We start from the raw sequence: 17,987 nt of genomic DNA on the forward strand, positions 1-17,987 counted from the left end.
GCGCGCGGCCAGAATACAACACTACTGAACGGCGGGTCAGATATTTTTGAAGGTAAGTGTTTGTTTTTGCTGGGATAGTGGGGCGGAAGGAATTGGTTCGAAGGCGGACTTATTACTCATGTCCAACAATGCGTTTATGTAACTTTACATTACTTCATGCATACAAGGAAGGCGAAATAAGTCAAAAAAGAGACACTTCGCTGGGGGTCAGGTCTGACATTCGGACACGAGCCCAGCTGTAAAAAACCGCCATGCGATTTTTACAGCTGGGCTCGTGTCCGAATGTCAGACCTGACACCGGTTGTTAGCGGGGGAGGACCGATTCGCCCATCAGGAACTCATCGACCGCCCGTGCGCACTGGCGCCCTTCGCGGATCGCCCACACCACCAGCGATTGTCCGCGGCGCATATCGCCCGCCACGAACACTTTCGGCACCGAGGTCGCATAGCAGCCGTCGCCATCGGTCGTGGCCTTGGCATTGCCGCGCGCATCTTTTTCCACGCCAAACGCATCCAGCACCTGTTGTACCGGCGACACAAAACCCATCGCCAGCAGCACCAGGTCGGCCTTCATCTCGAATTCCGAATTCGGCACTTCGATCATCTTGCCCTCTTTCCACTCGACTCTGCAGGCGATCAGCTTCTCGACCTTGCCGCCCTTGCCTTCGAAACGCTTGGTCGCCACAGCCCAGTCGCGGTCGCACCCTTCTTCGTGCGAGGACGAGGTACGCAACTTGGTCGGCCAGTACGGCCACACCAGCGGCTTGTTTTCCTGCTCGGGCGGCTGCGGCATCAGTTCGAACTGGGCCACCGACGTCGCGCCGTGGCGGTTCGAGGTGCCCACGCAATCGGAACCGGTATCGCCGCCACCGATCACGACCACGTTCTTGCCGCTGGCCTTGATCTGGTCCTTGAGCTTGTCGCCGGCGTTGACCTTGTTTTGCAGCGGCAGGAAATCCATGGCGAAATGCACGCCCTTGAGCTCGCGCCCCGGCACCGGCAAGTCGCGCGGCTGCTCGGCGCCGCCCGCCATGACGATGGCGTCGAAGTCTTTTGCCAGGTCTTCCGGGAAAATCGTTTCCTTGGCCCAGTTGTTGACCGAGGCCGGGAAGTCTTTGCCGACCAGCACGCTGGTGCGGAAGGTCACGCCTTCGGCTTCCATCTGCTTGACCCGCAGGTCGATGTGGGTCTTTTCCATCTTGAAGTCGGGAATGCCGTAGCGCAACAGGCCGCCGATCCGGTCGCTCTTTTCAAACACGGTGACGGCATGGCCGACGCGCGCCAACTGTTGCGCCGCCGCCAGGCCGGCCGGACCGGAACCGATGATGGCCACTTTCTTGCCGGTCAGTTTTTCCGGCGGCTGCGGCAGCACCCAGCCGTGCTCCCAGCCGGTGTCGATGATCTTGTGCTCGATCGACTTGATGCCGACCGGGTCGTTGATGATGCCCAGGGTACAGGCCGACTCGCACGGCGCGGGACAGACGCGGCCGGTGAACTCGGGGAAATTGTTGGTCGAGTGCAGGTTGTCCAGCGCGGCGCGGTAGTTGCCGTGAAAGACCAGGTCGTTCCAGTCGGGGATGATGTTGTTGACGGGACAGCCGCTATTGCAGAAAGGGATGCCGCAATCCATGCAGCGCGCCGCCTGCACCTTCGCTTGCGGATCGCTCAGGTGCAAGACGAATTCCTTGTAGTTCTTGACGCGCGCCGCAGGCTCGAGATAGCCCTCGTCCTGACGCTTGAATTCCATGAAGCCGGTGATTTTACCCACGATGTTTTTCCTTGTGTTCTATGCGGCGGGCAAACGGTGCCCGCCCGGGCTGCGCTCTTAAGCGGCGATCTTGGCGACGGATTGTCCAACCGCGTCGATCTTGTCGTTCGCTTCTTCCATGCTGCTGTTGTGCAGTTCTTCCAGCGCCCGCTTGTATTCGGTCGGGAAGACTTTGACGAACTTGGCGCGTCCTGTCGCCCAGTCGTCGAGCAGGTTGCGCGCGCGGGTCGAACCCGTGTGCTTGAAGTGGCGTTCGATCAGGCGCTTGAGGATGGCTTCGTCCGATTCCGGGTTGCTGGCGCGGCTCTGGCTGTGCCAGCCGGCGCGGTCGCTCTGCTCCTTGGTGCTGAGCACGCGCTCCAGGTTGACCATGGCGGTGTTGCATTTCTTCTCGAAATCGCCCAGCGGATCGTAGACATACGCCACCCCGCCCGACATGCCCGCCGCAAAGTTGCGGCCCGTGGCGCCCAGCACCACGACCGTGCCGCCAGTCATGTATTCGCAGCCGTGATCGCCGCAGCCTTCGACAATCGCCGTCGCCCCGGAGTTGCGCACGGCAAAACGTTCGCCCGCCACGCCATTGAAGAAGGCTTCGCCGGCAATCGCACCGTACAGCACCGTGTTGCCGACGATGATATTATCCACCGCCCAGCCCCGGAACTCGGTATTCGGACGCACGATGATGCGCCCGCCAGACAAGCCCTTGCCGACGTAATCGTTGCCCTCGCCCACCAGGTCCAGGGTGATGCCGGCGGCCAGGAAGGCGGCGGCCGACTGGCCGGCCGTGCCTTGCAGCTGGATGTGGATGGTGTCGTCCGGCAAACCGGCGTGGCCGTAGCGCTTGGCCACTTCGCCCGAGAGCATGGTGCCGACGGTGCGGTTGACGTTGCGCACCGGCGAGATAAAGGAGACGCGCTCGCCTTTTTCCAGGGCCGCCTTGGCTTGGGCGATGAGTTTGTGGTCGAGCGCTTTTTCCAGGCCGTGATCCTGCTCTTCGACCTGGCGCACCGCGCCGCCGACCGGCACTTCCGGCTGGTAGAAAATGTTACTGAAGTCCAGGCCACGGGCCTTCCAGTGGCTGATGGCTTTCGATTTGTCGAGCAGGTCGACCCGGCCGATCAGTTCGTCGTAGCTGCGGATGCCGAGTTGGGCCATCAATTGACGCGCTTCTTCGGCCACGAAGAAGAAATAGTTCACCACATACTCGGGTTTACCCGAGAACTTGGCGCGCAGGATCGGGTCCTGGGTCGCCACGCCGACCGGGCAGGTGTTCAAGTGGCATTTGCGCATCATGATGCAACCTTCGACCACCAGCGGGGCCGTGGCGAAACCAATCTCGTCGGCGCCGAGCATGGCGGCAATCACCACGTCGCGTCCGGTTTTCATCTGGCCATCGGCCTGCACGCGGATACGGCTGCGCAAGCCATTCAAGACCAGGGTTTGCTGGGTTTCCGCGAGACCCAACTCCCACGGCGTGCCGGCGTGCTTGACCGACGACAAGGGCGAGGCGCCCGTGCCGCCGTCATGGCCGGCAACGACCACGTGATCGGCCTTGGCCTTGGTCACGCCGGCCGCGACCGTGCCGATGCCCACTTCCGACACCAGCTTGACCGAGATCGAGGCGCGCGGATTGGCGTTTTTCAGGTCGTGAATCAATTGCGCCAGGTCTTCGATCGAATAAATATCGTGGTGCGGCGGCGGCGAAATGAGGCCCACGCCCGGCACCGAGAAGCGCAGGCTGGCGATGTATTCGGTCACTTTGTGACCCGGCAGCTGGCCGCCCTCGCCCGGTTTGGCGCCCTGCGCCATCTTGATCTGGATCTGGTCGGCCGAGTTCAGGTACTCGGCGGTGACGCCGAAGCGGCCCGAGGCCACCTGCTTGATGCGCGAGCGCAGGGAATCGCCTTCCTGCAAAGGAATGTCGACCACCACGTTCTGCTCGCCGATGACGGAAGCCATCGTTTCGCCCTGCTTGATCTTGATGCCTTTCAATTCCTTGGTGTAGCGGAACGGATCTTCGCCGCCTTCGCCCGTGTTCGACTTGCCGCCGATGCGGTTCAGGGCGATGGCGAGCGTGGCGTGGGCTTCGGTGCTGATCGAGCCCATCGACATGGCGCCAGTGGCGAAACGCTTGACGATTTCCTTGGCCGGTTCGACTTCATCGAGCGCAATGGCTTTGGTCGGATCGAGTTTGAACTCGAACAGGCCACGCAGTGTCAAATGACGACGGCTCTGGTCATTGATGATCTGCGCGTATTCCTTGTAGCTCGAAAAATTGTTGCTGCGGGTGGAGTGTTGCAGCTTCGCGATGGCGTCAGGCGTCCACATGTGTTCTTCGCCACGCACGCGGAAAGCGTATTCGCCGCCGGCGTCGAGGGCGTCCTCCAACAGCGGATCGTTGCCGAAGGCCAGGTTGTGCAGGCGCAGCGCTTCTTCGGCCACTTCGAACACGCCGATGCCTTCGACATTCGACGAGGTGCCTTTGAAGTACTTGTCGACCAGCGACTTGTTCAGGCCGATGACTTCGAAGATCTGCGCGCCGCAGTACGACATATAGGTCGAGATGCCCATTTTGGACATCACCTTCATCAAGCCCTTGCCGACGGCCTTGGTGTAGTTATAGATGGCGGTGTCGCCGGACATCTCGCCGCTCATGCCCTGGGCCAGTTCGATCAGGGTTTCCATGGCCAGGTAGGGGTGCACGGCTTCGGCGCCGTAGCCGGCCAGCAGGGCGAAGTGATGGGTTTCGCGGGCCGAGCCGGTTTCCACGACCAGGCCGGTGGAGGCGCGCAGGCCACGCGCCACCAGATGCTGGTGGACGGTGGAGGTGGCCAGCAGGGCCGGAATGGCGACCTGTTCGGCCGAGACGGCGCGGTCGGAAACGATCAGGATGTTGTGGCCGGACTTGACCGCGTCCACCGCTTCGGCGCACAGCGAGGCGAGCGAGGCTTCGATGCCTTCCTTGCCCCAGGCGACCGGGTAGCAAATGTTCAGTTCGTACGACTTGAACTTGCCGCCGGTGTGGGCGCTGATCGTGCGCAGGCGCGCCATGTCGTCGAAGCCGAGCACCGGCTGCGACACTTCAAGCCGCATCGGCGGATTGACGTTGTTGGTGTCCAGCAAATTCGGCTTGGGACCGATAAACGACACCAGCGACATGACCATGGCTTCGCGGATCGGGTCGATCGGCGGGTTGGTCACTTGCGCGAACAGTTGCTTGAAATAGTTGTACAGGGGCTTGAGCTTGTTGGACATGACAGCCAGCGGCGAATCGTTGCCCATCGAACCGGTGGCTTCTTCGCCGAGCACGGCCATCGGGGCCATCAGGAATTTCAGGTCTTCCTGGGTATAGCCGAAGGCTTGCTGGCGGTCGAGCACGGACGCCGGGGTCTTTTCGCCCTGGGCCGGCGTGCCATCCTTGGCGCGGTTGTGGCCGAGCTGGCTTTCCTTGAGCTTGATTTCGTTCAGCTTGATGCGCACCGAGTTAATCCACGCCTTGTAAGGCTTGGCGTTGGCGTAGGTGTCTTTCAATTCCTTGTCGTCGATGATGCGGCCCGCTTCCAGGTCGATCAGGAACATCTTGCCCGGCTGGAGGCGCCATTTCTGGATGATTTTCGATTCCGGAATCGGCAGCACGCCCGATTCGGAGGCCATCACGACCAGGTCGTCGTCGGTGACAATGTAGCGCGCCGGACGCAAGCCGTTGCGGTCCAGGGTGCCGCCGATGTGGCGCCCGTCGGTAAAGGCCATGGCGGCCGGGCCGTCCCACGGTTCCATCATGGCGGCATGGTATTCGTAGAAAGCGCGGCGGTTGTCGTCCATCATGGTGTGATTTTCCCAGGCTTCCGGGATCATCATCATCATGGCCTGGGCGATCGGGTAGCCGGCCATGATCAGCAGTTCGAGGGCGTTGTCGAAACAGGCGGTGTCGGACTGACCTTCATAGATCAGCGGAAACAGCTTTTGCAGGTCTTCGCCCAGCACGGCCGACTTCATCACGCCTTCGCGCGCGCGCATCCAGTTGAAGTTGCCTTTGACGGTGTTGATTTCGCCGTTGTGGGCGATCAGGCGGTAGGGGTGGGCCAGCGGCCATTCCGGGAAGGTGTTGGTCGAAAAACGCTGGTGCACCAGCGCCAGCGCCGAGATGCAACGCGGATCTTGCAGGTCCTTGTAATAGACGCCGACCTGGTCGGCCAGCAGCAAGCCTTTATAGACGATGGTGCGGGCCGACATCGATGGCACGAAAAATTCTTTGCCGTGCAGCAGTTTGAGGGCCTGGATCGCGTGTCCGGACGACTTGCGGATCACGTACAGCTTTCGTTCGAGCGCGTCGGTGACCATGATGTCCGGGCCGCGGCCGATGAAAATCTGGCGGATTACCGGTTCCTTGCCGCGCACGGTCGGCGACATGGGCATGGTGTCGTCCAGCGGCACATTGCGCCAGCCGAGCACGACCTGGCCTTCGATGCGCACGGCGCGCTCGATTTCTTGCTCGCAGGCGATACGGGAAGCATTTTCTTTCGGCAGGAAAACCATGCCGACGCCGTATTCGCCCGGCGGAGGCAGTTCCACGCCCTGCTTCGCCATTTCGTCGCGGAAGTATTGGTCCGGGATCTGGATCAGGATGCCGGCGCCGTCGCCCATCAGCTTGTCGGCGCCGACAGCGCCCCGGTGATCGAGGTTTTTCAGGATCAACAGGCCCTGCTCGATGATGGAGTGGCTCTTGTTGCCCTTGATATGGGCGATGAAACCGACGCCGCAGGCATCGTGTTCATTGGACGGATCGTACATTCCTTGGGCAATCATGCGCATTCTCCACAGCTTTTTAAAATCGAACACCAACATTAGTGCAATGCAGCAGAATGGGCAAGTGGATTAATTAGGGTCAGAGTCGCATTCATTCACGTGGCGTCGCTCAGAAAATTAAGTAGGGACACAGTCATGCAATTTTCGGGTTTATGCTGTGCGGCTAGCTGGGAAAGGGGTTTGGGGGGGACCGCCGAAAAAAAACGCCCGGCGGGCGTTTTCAGGGGGCGGGAGGCTTGATTTTGAACGGTCTGCCACGCTTGGCGGGAAGTACCTGGCGTTTGGCGCGGTGTTGCAATTCTGTCTTAAAGGCATCGGAACCGAGTGGCCAGCCCTTGAGCACGGCGGCGTTGATCTGGTCGAGCTGCTCGCGCGTCAGGGCTGGCCGGCTCAGTTCGATGTAGGCAGCTTCGCGCTGGAAGGGGGTGTTTCCCAGCGCCCAGTACAGGGCGTGGTCGGTGATGACGTTGTCGGGCTGGGCGCCGGCGTGGTGGGCGTAGCTCGACCACGGGTAGTCCAGGGCATCGGCAACGAGCTCGTTGCGCACCGGCTTGTGTTCTATATAGCGGCTGCACAGCAGGAAGTAGGCGGCGGCGTCGATCAGGGACGTTTTGAAGCGGCCCTGGAACAGGCTGCCGCTGCGGCCGTACTTGGCGTTGAACCAGGGCACATAGTAACGGCCGACGCGCTGCATGGTCTGGGCCAGGCCTTCCACGGTCGAGGGCGATGCCAACAGGTGCAGGTGGTTGGGCATCAGCACGTAGGCGTGGATGGCGACCTTGAATTCCTTGGCGCTATCTTTCAGCCAGCCGAGGAAGCGCTGGTAATCTTCAGCTTCGCGGAAAATCAGCTGGCGGTCGTTACCGTGCTGGATGATGTGATGCGGCTGGTTGGGGAGGACGAGACGGGGAAGGCGGGCCATGGCAGTATGAAAAACGACGGGATCACGCCATTTTACTGAATAGGCATGGCCCTGTCCCTAATTAAATACAGGCCAATGCTCAGATCGCATGACTGTGTCCCTATTTTCAATGCGTGCTTGACCTACGCCCTGCTCAGGCCTCCGTTCGCTCATGGCGAACGGCCGGGTATCCTCCGCCGCGCCGCAATGTAACCGGTTACGCGAGTGTGAAACCGGCGGACAGGCTGTAGCCTTCGCCATAGGCGCTGCGCAGCGGCAGGTCCTGGCCGAGGCCGGAGCGGGCCTTCTTGCGCAGGCGGTACACGAGCATGTCGACCCGGCGGCTGGCGTCCGGGTCGTCGCCGCCCATGCCGGCCACGATCACCTGGCGCGGCACTGGACGGGTGTTGAGCGTGAGCAGGTGCAGGAAGTTGCATTCCTTTTCGGTCAGGTCGATCACCGCGCCCATCAGTTCGAGCTGGCGCGCACTGACGCGCAAGGTCCACTTGCTCGGCAGCTGGGCCGCCGGCTCGGGCGGACGCACGCGCCGGTCGAGCGCCTCGATATGCGCTGCCAGTTCCGGAAACTTGATCGGCTTGGTCAGGTAATGGTCGGCGCCCAGGCGCAAGCCCAGAATGCGGTTGTCGAACGCGACTCTTCCGGTCAGCACCAGCAGGCCGATTTCGGGATACAGCTGGCGCATGCGCGGAATCACATTGAAACCGTCTTCGTCCGGCAAGCCGAGGTCGAGCACGACCACGGCGGTCGGGGTCTTGGTGAGGGCCGCCCACATCTCGGCGGCGGTGGTCGCAATCATTACTTCGTGGTTGAGTTCCGTCAGAAACTCCGCCATATCGCCGGCATAGTCGCCGTTGTCCTCAACAATCAATATTTGCGTCATGGGTTGGCCATTTTCTTCATTTCATTACCCCGTGCGTAGTTTCCCTAATTGCGCGCGGTGCCTTCCCTAGTGTGTTGATTACCGGAATTATCACTGCTGCTACCTTCTGGCGCAACTCTTTTCCCCGCCGCACGTTGCGCGGGGAGCCAGATTTTGAACACCGGGCCCGACATTGGCACGTTTTGAACGTCGATCGTGCCTCCATGCACTTCGACGACGGAGCGCGCCATGTACAGGCCGAGTCCGGAACCCGCACCCACGGCGTTACTTCCACGACAACCCTTGCCGAAAATCATGGCCATTTCGGCTGGCGGCACGCCCTGGCCGTGGTCGCGCACGGACAGCTCGATGCCGTCGGCCGTGGCGTGCCCGGCCAGGATGATGGCGTGCCCCGGCGGCGAATATTGCAGCGCGTTGTCCACCAGCACTTTCAACGCCAGGCGCAAGGCGCTCGGCTGGGCGCGGATCAAGGGCGGCAAGCCGCTCGATTCGATGCGCGCACTGCCCCCTGCCGCGCTGACCTGGGCCGCCGCTTCCTGCAACAGTAGCTCGGGCGCGACGGTGTCGGGCTGGCGCGCGCTGCCGATCTCGTCCATGCGATCGGGCGACAGGTACTCGTCGAGCATGCCGATCAGCCGGTCCACCGCCGCCTGGATCTTGCGATAGCGCTGGCGGGTCGGCTCGTCGGCGTGCGTTGCGCTCGCCTCCAGGCGCTGGATGGCGCCGTCGATGGTCGACAAGGGCGTGCGGAACTCATGGTTCAGCATGCTCGCAAAGCGGCGCTTTTCCTCGGCCCGGGCGCGCTCGCCACTGGCGTCGATCAGCACGCCGACCAGCGCGCATGGCTTGCCGCTGGCGTCGGTCAGCAAGGTCGAGCGCACCTCGAGCGGGACCGTGCTGCCATCCGCATGCAGTTGATCAACATGGCGCAACAAGGTGCGCCGGCTCTGGTCGCCGCCCTTGAAACGGGCTAGGCGATCGGGCAAGCCCGCGCACAAGGCGGCCAGCGGCGTATCGGCTTGCTGGCTGGACAGTTGCTTGATGAAATCCGCAGCCTCGTAGCCGAGCAAGTCCCGCACCGACGGACTGATGTACGACAGGGCGCCCGATGCGCCATCGACGATCCAGGCAACATCGCCGCGCAACTCGGCGATGGCGCGAAACTGTTCCACGAGCATGTTGTCGCGCACCAACCCTTGGCTTGCCTCGCTGACATTACCGTTCATGGAATGCTTTCTTTAGCTGTTCAACATCACACTCCGCTAGCAGCCTGTCGGACTTGGGGAGTCGAAGCGAAAAAATAGCTGGGCGAGGCCAGATTTTGACGATTTCGCAGTGCCAATAGCGAGCTATTGGCCGAGAAAGCGGCGAAATATGGACCGTCCCAGGTATTTTTGCAGCCGACGATCCCAAGTCCGACAGGCTGCTAGTATATCGCCAACATTGCAGTAAGTATATGAACACAAATGTGAGACCGCTATTCGTCCAGCGGGGCAAAAATGGCTTGCAGGTCTTCTTGCGTCAGGCTCATTTTGTGCGACTCGCCTTCGGCCAGGATCGACTGCGCCAGGTCTGATTTTTTTTGTTGCAGCAACTGGATCTTTTCCTCCAGGGTGCCCTTGGCGATCAGCTTGTACACGAAGACCGGCTTGTCCTGCCCGATGCGCCAGGCGCGGTCGGTGGCCTGGTTTTCGGCGGCCGGATTCCACCACGGATCGTAGTGGATCACGGTATCGGCCGCGGTCAGGTTCAGGCCGACGCCGCCCGCTTTCAGGCTGATCAGGAAGATCGGCACCGCCCCCTGCTGGAAGGCGGCGACCTGGGCCGCGCGGTCCTTGGTGTCGCCGGTCAGCAAGGCGTACGGGATGCGGCGCGCGTTGAGCTCTTCCTCGATCAGCGCCAGCATGCTGGTAAATTGCGAGAACACCAGGATCTTGCGCCCTTCTTCGAGCAAATCGTCGACCATCTGCATCAGGTCGATCAGCTTGGCGGAACCGCTGTCCTTCTTCTTGGCCGGCAATGCCTTGACCAGGCGCGGATCGCAACAGACCTGGCGCAGCTTGAGCAAGGCTTCCAGGATGACGATCTGGCTGCGCGCCACGCCTTTTTTGTCGATCTCGTCGCGCACTTTCTTGTCCATCGCCAGGCGCACGGTTTCGTACAGGTCGCGCTGGGCGCCCGACAATTCCACCTTGCGCACCATTTCTGTCTTCGGCGGCAGTTCTTTGGCGACATTATCCTTGGTACGGCGCAGCAGGAAAGGCCGGATGCGGCGGTTCAGCAGCGCGCGCCGCAGCGGGTCGTCCTGGCGCTCGATCGGGTGGCGGAACTGGCTGTTGAAGGTTTTTTCATCGCCCAGCAAGCCCGGCAGCAAGAAATGGAATTGCGACCACAGCTCGCCCAGGTGGTTTTCGAGCGGCGTGCCGGTCAGGCACAGGCGGTGGCGCGACTTGAGCAGGCCGGCGCTCTGGGCCGCCTTGGAGCGGTTGTTCTTGATGTAGTGCGACTCGTCGAGGATGACGAGGTGGAACTCGTGCTCGCGCAGCTTTTCTTCATCGCGCGGCAACAGGGCGTAGGTGGTCAGGACCAGGTCGACTTCGTCGATCTTGTCGAACTGTTCCAGGCGCTCCTTGCCTTGCAGCAGCAGCACGCGCAGGTCGGGCGCGAAGCGGGCCGCCTCGTCCTGCCAGTTGGTCATCAGGCTGGTGGGCGCGATGACCAGCGCCGGATGGGTCAGGCGGCCGGCTTCTTTTTCGATCAAGATATGGGCCAGGGTTTGCACCGTCTTGCCCAGGCCCATGTCATCAGCCAGGATGCCAGCCAGGTCGTACTCGCGCAAAAATTGCATCCACGCCAGGCCATCTGCCTGGTAGTCGCGCAAGGTGGCCTGCAGCCCTGCCGGGGGCGCCACTTTTTGCACCGAACCGAACAAGCTCAGCTTGCGGCCGGTTTCGCGCAACTGCTCGCCGCCGAACCAGCGCAAAGCGGTTCCGCGCGCCAGTTCTTCGAGACGGCCCGCATCCAGGGTCGAAAGCCTGACCTTGGTTTTGATCTTGTCACTGAAGTAAAGTTCACCGAGCGTGTTGAGAATTGGCTTCAAGCGCCCCCAGGGCAGCGCCACGCGCAGGCCGTCCGGCAAGGTGGCCAGCATCTGGTCGGCGTCGGCGTGGGCGGCCAGCACCTCGGGATCGAAGTCGCTCGGGGCGCTGCGGATCAGTTGCACCAGCACCGGCAAGAGCGGCACGCGTTTCTGGTTGACCACGATGCCCAGCTCCAGCTCGAACCAGGCATTGCCCGCTTCGACCGGCTCGTCGATCTCGGCGTACCAGTCTTCGACGGCGACGACATCGTAGCGGTATTTGTTGGATTTCTGCACATGCCAGCCAGCGTCGACCAGGCCGGCCAGGTCGCCTTCGGCAAAACGCAGCCAGTGCGCCTGGCTTTCCAGTTGCTGGGCGCCGGCCAGGGCGTTGAGCGGCGGCGTGCCGGGCTTGCGGAAACCGAGGGCGGTGAGTTCTTCCAGTGCGGCGGCCTCGGCCGCGCTATCGCGGGCGATGACTTCGGTCACGTCGCCCACCTGGCGCACCACGCGCTGGGCCGGATCGAAGGCCACGCGCTCGCCGTCGTAGTCGAAAGAGAGCACGGCGTAATCGTGCCAGCGCTGGTGCGCGCCATCGGCCAGCGGCACACTGTCGAGCAGCAAGTGCGGACGCGGCTTGACGTCGTCGCGCAGGCGCTGGGTCAGCGGCTGCGGCAGCGGCATGAGTTGCTGCAAGCCGTGGGCCAGCAAGAGTTGCGACACCCGCTTCTTATCGTTGCCGCTCAGGGCCGGGGCTTGCGCCACCAGCGCCTGCAAGTCGGCCAGGGAAATGTCGACCCCGCCCCGGTTGAGCGCGAGCGCGCCGCAAGACAGGTTGTCGATGTACCACGGCGGATCGGTCGGCAGCATGTAGTCGATCTGGTCGGCGGCGGTATGGGTCGCGCCGCTGGCGGGCTGGACTTGCCAGCCGAGGCGCGCGGTGCGGCCTTCCTCGCGCCAGACCAGGTTGGCTTCGCGCACGGGACCGGCCTGCAGTGGATAGATCAGGCCGTTGGCCATGTCGGCCCAGGAATTCGCCCACAGCAGTTTGTCTTGTTCCAGCAACATTTGCAGCAGGATGGCGCCGACCTTGCCTTTCGGCTCGGTCGCGCTGCCGCCCTGGGAGGCGGCGCCGCTGCGCATGGCGATGAAGAAACGCACCAGGTCTTCATCGTCGCCTTCCAGGTAGGCGGGCGGGGCCGAGAGCAGGGAAAACACTTCGCTGACCGGGCTGGCGGCGGCCACTTCGCCGTTCGGGCGCAGGCGTGCCTTGCACAGGCACAGGGCCACATGGCGCCCGCCGCTGGTCGGCGCCAAAACATAGACGAACTTGTACTGGGCGACTTTGGGATCCTTGACCTCCAGGTCGAGCTTGGGCTGCGGGTGGGCGGCGGCCTCGACCCGTTGCAGCCAGCTGGCGATCGGCGCCGGCAGGGCCGACGCCGGGGTGGCGTGCGGCGCAGCGGTGGCAGGGCGTCCTTCGCGGGGTTCGTCGCGCGTTAAATCCATCGTGTGCATGTGTTCTGTAAGGGCAATATCGAAGACGATAACACCCGATATTATCCGACATAAAGACGCTTGTGTTCTGTTCTCTTTCACACGCAGGGGGCGGGTTTATGCGCGCTCAGGGCGCGTGCGACGGCGTTCATGCGGCAAGGGTAAGCGCGGGTGCAAAATGCGGCGCCGCATTCCCGATGCCGATGCCGGCATGACTCGAATATTGCTATTTATTTACAATATGGATAATATGGCAACTTTCGAGTCGCACGGTGATCGTCGCCGCACTCGCCCCCCTTCTGGAGAAATGATGAAACTGTCCGCCGTCCTCGCCCTGCTGTTGTTTACCGCCACCGCCAACGCCCAGATCGGCGACCGCGTGGTCATGGCCAAGGATGAAAGTCCGGCGATGGCTGCGGCTATCGCCAAAGCGCAAGGCTCGCTCGATACCTTTCTGGCTACCTACGCCAAACCACCGGCAGGCGCCGATATGTTCCGCCTCAAGGTAAAAATCACCGATGAAAATGGCAGCGAACATATGTGGGTGATGCCGTTCAAACAGACCAAAACCGGCTTTACCGGCACCATCTCGAATGATCCGCAGATCGTCGAAAGCGTCGAAAACGGCGAAGAAATCACCTTCAAGCGTTCCGATATTTCGGATTGGGGTTATGCAGTGAACGGCAAGCAGAAAGGCAGCTACACCGTCTGCGCCCTGTTCCCGACGATGCCGAAGAATGTGGTCAAGCAATATCGTGAACAGTATGGTTTTGAGTGCTGATCTGAGCCCTTATTGTCTGGTGGGCCCCCTGGTATTGGCAGAAAGCCCGCGTGCTTAAGCCAAGGGAATTGACTTGAGCATGCGTATGGCTGAACTATTCAAGCGGCAAATGGCACTGTCGGCGGCAATGACGCCGGCTGTGTTCATTGCAGGCTTCCTCATCATCGACATGAATATTGCATGGTCGGGCGGCTATTCCATATTGTTAGGTATTATCCCGGTGCCTCAATTCGGCGTGCTGCTTGCCGCGGGAAGCGTGATTACCCTTTTCATCCGTGCTTTCGCCCTGGGCTATCAGCGCAAATTCGGCGCCCTTTGCGTGTTTGTCGTTTGCGCGGCGGCGCTCTTTGCTTATTGCGCGGAAGACGGACGCAAACGGGTGTTCAAAGCACGGCGTGACGCGCAGAACGCTGTCAATACCATGTTGAAAAATCCTGATAACGAGAACATCTGGTATTTGAAACCCGAGCTGAAGCAAGAGCTTCGCGCCATCCTGAATGAATCCGCACCGGAAGCGCACTACGAAGGCGGTTCCCGCCAATTTTTTACTTACCGGTATAGCGTAAAAGACCGCAGCGGCAAAGCCCTGGAGATTGAGGCGATCATGTTAAAGGATGAAACGAAGTTCAGAGTCGACCGTCCCGACACGGCGATCGTTCGTGAGCCGCCGTCGATGTAAGGTCGGTTGCTGTCATGGCGGACACCCCGGAGCTTTGCGAGCGGGGGAACATCAGCCAAGCGCCGCCAGCATCCGCTCCCTATCCGGTTCGGCGCTGTCGCAATTGGCCAGGAAGATCACCGACATACGCCGCGCCGGCAGCCGCATCAGCAGGGTATGAAATCCCCATAACGCGCCACTGTGAAACACCACAGGGGCGCCATCGTGCTCGATGATCTCCAGTCCAAAACGATACGGCGGCACCGTGCCATCGGCCAGCGGCGATGGCTGCAGCATCGCCTGCAACAGACTCCCGCTATCGTCCCACTGGCGATGCCATGCGCGTTCCCACAGCACCAGTTCATCGGTGCTGGCATACACGCCGCCATCGCCCACGGTATTGGCGTTGCCGAGATGCTGTTTGACTCCGTGCGGGCGCGCCGCATCCGCCTCATAACTGAGCACGCGGTGCATGATCACATTGCTGCGGTCATCGTCAAAGCCCATGCGCTCGATACCGAGTGGCTGGAACAAGGTCTCGCGTGCGAAGCGCGCTGCGGAGTAGCCGCTCAGGCGCTCGATCAGTGCCGCCAGCAAGATATAGTTACTGTTGCTGTAACCATGTTGTGTACCGCTCGGAAAAGCAAGCGACTCAAACCCGGCGATCATTTTTAGAATCAAGGCATTGTTGAAATAATCGGCCTCGTGCCGTCCCAGCTGGCACTGCAAGAACTGAAAATAATCGGGAATGCCGCTGGTGTGATTGAGCAGCGAGCGCAAGGAAAACGCCTGTTCCATTCGCGCAAGTTCCGGCAAGTGGATGCACACATCGTCATCAAGGCCGATCCGCCCGGCGCGCACCAGCGCCAGCATGCAGGCCGCCGTAAACTGCTTCGATTCCGACGCCAGATAATACGCCGACTTTCCCGACAGCGGCACCGCCAGTTCCAGCGACGCCATGCCGTGATGCAGCTCGCATGTCACCGCGTTATCTTGCAGCACGGCAGCACTGAAACCCGGTCCCTCGGCCGGTAATGTCGATTGAAGTTCAAGAAAATACTGGCGCAATTTTTCCATCGTTTTTTTATGCTAATCAACAGGACCGAGGCAATGTACACTGTCCGCTTTTAAACAGCCAGGACGGCGCTCGCCGTACACACCGTCCAGGCACTGTCAAGACTGGCGCATTCGCCGCGATTGCGTATCATTCCGTGCTTGACTCATCAGGATGTTCCCCATGCTCCCAACTATCGAACAACGTCTCGCCATTGAACTTGCCGCCAAGCCTGTCCAGGTTGCCGCCGCCATTGCCCTGCTCGACGAGGGCGCCACCGTTCCCTTTATCGCGCGTTACCGCAAGGAAGCGACCGGCGGACTGGACGATATCCAGTTGCGCCTGCTGGAAGAGCGCCTGCGCTACCTGCGCGAGCTGGAAGACCGGCGCGCCGCGATCATCTCGTCGATCACCGAACAAAACAAGATGACGCCGGCCCTGCTCGACGCCGTCACCCACGCCGAAGACAAGACGCGCCTGGAAGACCTGTACCTGCCGTACAAGCAGAAACGCCGCACCAAGGCGCAGATCGCGATTGAGGCGGGCCTGGCGCCCCTGGCCGAAGGCTTGCTGGGCGACCCGACCATCGCCCCCGAAGAAGAAGCGGCCAACTACCTGCGCGAGGCCTTCACCAGCGACGATGGCAACAACCCCGGCGTGGCCGACACCAAGGCCGCGCTGGACGGCGCGCGCCAGATCCTGATGGAGCGCTTCGCCGAAGACGCGACGCTGTTGCAGTCGCTGCGCGAATACGTGCAGGAACACGGCATCGTCGAGTCCAAAGTGGTCGAGGGCAAGCAGGATGAAGGCGAAAAATTCGCCGATTACTTCGACTATTCCGAAACCATTTCGACGGTCCCGTCGCACCGCGCGCTGGCCCTGTTGCGCGGGCGCCGCGAAGGCATTCTCGACGTCGTCCTGCGGCTCGACACCGAAGCCGAAAAGCCGAAGTGGGACGCGCCGCACAACCCGTGCGAAGGCCGCATCGCCGCGCGCTTCGGCATCAAGAACCAGGGCCGCCCGGCCGACAAGTGGCTGGCCGACACGGCGCGCTGGACCTGGCGCGTGAAAAGCTTCATGCACCTTGAGACGGAGCTGATGGGCGCCCTGCGCGAGCGCGCCGAACTCGATGCCATCAACGTGTTCGCATTGAACCTGAAAGCGCTGCTGCTGGCCGCGCCGGCCGGCCCGCGCGCCACCATGGGGCTGGACCCCGGCCTGCGCACCGGCGTCAAGGTGGCGGTGGTCGACGCCACCGGCAAGGTGGTCGACACCGCCGTCATCTATCCGCACCAGCCGCGCAACGACTGGGACGGCTCGCTGCACGTGCTCGGCGCGCTGGCCGCGAAACACAATGTGTCCTTGATCTCGATCGGCAACGGCACCGCCTCGCGCGAAACCGACAAGCTGGCGCAGGACCTGATCAAGCAGCGCGCGGAACTCAAGCTGACCAAGATCGTGGTGTCGGAAGCCGGTGCGTCGGTGTACTCGGCCTCCGAATTCGCCTCGCGCGAGCTGCCCGACATGGACGTGTCGCTGCGCGGCGCGGTGTCGATCGCGCGCCGCCTGCAAGATCCGCTGGCCGAACTGGTGAAGATCGATCCCAAGTCGATCGGCGTGGGCCAGTACCAGCACGACGTGAGCCAGACCCAGTTGGCGCGCTCGCTCGACGCCGTCGTCGAAGATTGCGTCAATGCGGTCGGGGTGGACGTCAACACCGCCTCGGCGCCGCTGCTGGCGCGCGTATCCGGTTTGTCGTCGAGCGTGGCGCAGGCCATCGTCACCTACCGCGACCTGAAGGGCGCGTTCACCTCGCGCGCGGACCTGAAAGCGGTGCCGCGCCTGGGCGACAAAACGTTTGAGCAGGCGGCCGGCTTCCTGCGCGTGATGGGCGGCGCCAATCCGCTCGACGCCTCGGCGGTGCACCCGGAATCGTATCCGCTGGTCGAAAAGATCCTGGCCGATATCAAGAAGGAGATGAAGTCCGTCATCGGCGACGCCTCGCTTCTGAAGACGCTCAATCCGGCCAAATACGCGGATGAAAAATTCGGCGTGCCGACCATTACCGACATCCTCAAGGAGCTGGAAAAGCCGGGCCGCGATCCGCGCCCCGAGTTCACCACCGCCACCTTCAAGGAAGGCGTGGAAGAAATCCGCGACCTGCGCCCGGACATGATTCTGGAGGGCGTGGTCACCAACGTGGCGGCCTTCGGCGCGTTTGTCGACATCGGCGTGCACCAGGATGGACTGGTGCATATTTCGGCGCTGTCGAACACCTTCGTGAAGGACCCGCACTCGGTAGTCAAGGCCGGCCAGGTGGTGCGCGTGAAGGTGCTGGAAGTGGACGAGAAGCGCAAGCGCATCGCCCTGACCATGCGCCTGACCGACAGCGCGCCGCAGGCCGGCTCCAAGCCCGAGCAGCGGGGCGACCGCACCGACGGCAAGCGCCTGGCGCAGCATCAGCAGAAGCAGGAGCGCGCAGCGGCGCCGGCCGGCGGCAGCATGGCGGCGGCGTTCGCCAAGCTGCGCGGATAACGCCGCC

General features: G+C 62.1%; 10 protein-coding genes. 3 read left to right on the forward strand and 7 right to left on the reverse strand.

Annotated features, from left to right (window positions below):
• Nucleotides 1-304: 304 nt before the first annotated feature.
• The 6 genes from F2P46_RS04650 to F2P46_RS04675 all read right to left on the reverse strand — a co-directional run bounded on the left by F2P46_RS04650 (nucleotide 305) and on the right by F2P46_RS04675 (nucleotide 12,964).
• Nucleotides 305-1,768 (reverse strand): glutamate synthase subunit beta, encoded by a 1,464-nt coding sequence (locus F2P46_RS04650; protein WP_166885673.1) that lies wholly within the window; start codon nucleotides 1,766-1,768, stop codon nucleotides 305-307.
• Between the two features lie 57 nt (nucleotides 1,769-1,825).
• A complete protein-coding gene (locus F2P46_RS04655) occupies nucleotides 1,826-6,574 on the reverse strand; it encodes a glutamate synthase-related protein (RefSeq protein WP_166885674.1) in 4,749 nt (1,582 codons plus the stop codon).
• A 220-nt stretch (nucleotides 6,575-6,794) separates the two neighbouring features.
• Nucleotides 6,795-7,496 carry a transposase gene (locus tag F2P46_RS04660; protein ID WP_166885676.1) on the reverse strand — a complete coding sequence of 234 codons (702 nt, stop codon included), beginning with the start codon at nucleotides 7,494-7,496 and terminating at the stop codon, nucleotides 6,795-6,797.
• 196 nt (nucleotides 7,497-7,692) lie between these two features.
• The gene (locus tag F2P46_RS04665; RefSeq protein WP_126074850.1) at nucleotides 7,693-8,376 is read right to left on the reverse strand and encodes a response regulator transcription factor; all 684 of its coding nucleotides are present in this window, start codon (nucleotides 8,374-8,376) and stop codon (nucleotides 7,693-7,695) included.
• Nucleotides 8,377-8,420: 44 nt separating this feature from the next.
• Nucleotides 8,421-9,602 (reverse strand): PAS domain-containing sensor histidine kinase, encoded by a 1,182-nt coding sequence (locus tag F2P46_RS04670; RefSeq protein WP_229509060.1) that lies wholly within the window; start codon nucleotides 9,600-9,602, stop codon nucleotides 8,421-8,423.
• 251 nt (nucleotides 9,603-9,853) lie between these two features.
• A complete protein-coding gene (locus F2P46_RS04675; RefSeq protein WP_166885678.1) occupies nucleotides 9,854-12,964 on the reverse strand; it encodes a DEAD/DEAH box helicase in 3,111 nt (1,036 codons plus the stop codon).
• 166 nt (nucleotides 12,965-13,130) lie between these two features.
• Between F2P46_RS04675 and F2P46_RS04680 the strand changes: the two genes are divergently transcribed.
• Nucleotides 13,131-13,733 (forward strand): YegJ family protein, encoded by a 603-nt coding sequence (locus tag F2P46_RS04680; protein ID WP_166885680.1) that lies wholly within the window; start codon nucleotides 13,131-13,133, stop codon nucleotides 13,731-13,733.
• A gap of 85 nt (nucleotides 13,734-13,818) precedes the next feature.
• A complete protein-coding gene (locus tag F2P46_RS04685; protein WP_166885682.1) occupies nucleotides 13,819-14,412 on the forward strand; it encodes a hypothetical protein in 594 nt (197 codons plus the stop codon).
• Between the two features lie 51 nt (nucleotides 14,413-14,463).
• Here F2P46_RS04685 and F2P46_RS04690 read toward each other — a convergent pair whose 3' ends face one another.
• Complete coding sequence (locus tag F2P46_RS04690; protein WP_166885684.1) at nucleotides 14,464-15,468, reverse strand: serine hydrolase domain-containing protein; 1,005 nt, start codon at nucleotides 15,466-15,468, stop codon at nucleotides 14,464-14,466.
• 160 nt (nucleotides 15,469-15,628) lie between these two features.
• On the opposite strand from F2P46_RS04690, the gene F2P46_RS04695 reads away from it, so the two are divergent.
• Complete coding sequence (locus F2P46_RS04695) at nucleotides 15,629-17,980, forward strand: Tex family protein (protein ID WP_166885686.1); 2,352 nt, start codon at nucleotides 15,629-15,631, stop codon at nucleotides 17,978-17,980.
• Nucleotides 17,981-17,987: the final 7 nt, after the last annotated feature.

This window comes from Massilia sp. CCM 8734, from assembly GCF_011682155.1.
Classification (GTDB): domain Bacteria; phylum Pseudomonadota; class Gammaproteobacteria; order Burkholderiales; family Burkholderiaceae_D; genus Telluria_A; species Telluria_A rubra.

What these genes read in the sequence shown, in the direction of transcription:
- F2P46_RS04655 (WP_166885674.1), bottom strand. Translation starts at nt 6,574, where the DNA reads ATGATTGCCCAAGGAATGTACGATCCGTCCAATGAACACGATGCCTGC.
- F2P46_RS04660 (WP_166885676.1), bottom strand. Translation starts at nt 7,496, where the DNA reads ATGGCCCGCCTTCCCCGTCTCGTCCTCCCCAACCAGCCGCATCACATC.
- F2P46_RS04665 (WP_126074850.1), bottom strand. Translation starts at nt 8,376, where the DNA reads ATGACGCAAATATTGATTGTTGAGGACAACGGCGACTATGCCGGCGAT.
- F2P46_RS04670 (WP_229509060.1), bottom strand. Translation starts at nt 9,602, where the DNA reads ATGAACGGTAATGTCAGCGAGGCAAGCCAAGGGTTGGTGCGCGACAAC.
- F2P46_RS04675 (WP_166885678.1), bottom strand. Translation starts at nt 12,964, where the DNA reads ATGGATTTAACGCGCGACGAACCCCGCGAAGGACGCCCTGCCACCGCT.
- F2P46_RS04680 (WP_166885680.1), top strand. Translation starts at nt 13,131, where the DNA reads ATGCGGCGCCGCATTCCCGATGCCGATGCCGGCATGACTCGAATATTG.
- F2P46_RS04685 (WP_166885682.1), top strand. Translation starts at nt 13,819, where the DNA reads ATGGCTGAACTATTCAAGCGGCAAATGGCACTGTCGGCGGCAATGACG.
- F2P46_RS04690 (WP_166885684.1), bottom strand. Translation starts at nt 15,468, where the DNA reads ATGGAAAAATTGCGCCAGTATTTTCTTGAACTTCAATCGACATTACCG.
- F2P46_RS04695 (WP_166885686.1), top strand. Translation starts at nt 15,629, where the DNA reads ATGCTCCCAACTATCGAACAACGTCTCGCCATTGAACTTGCCGCCAAG.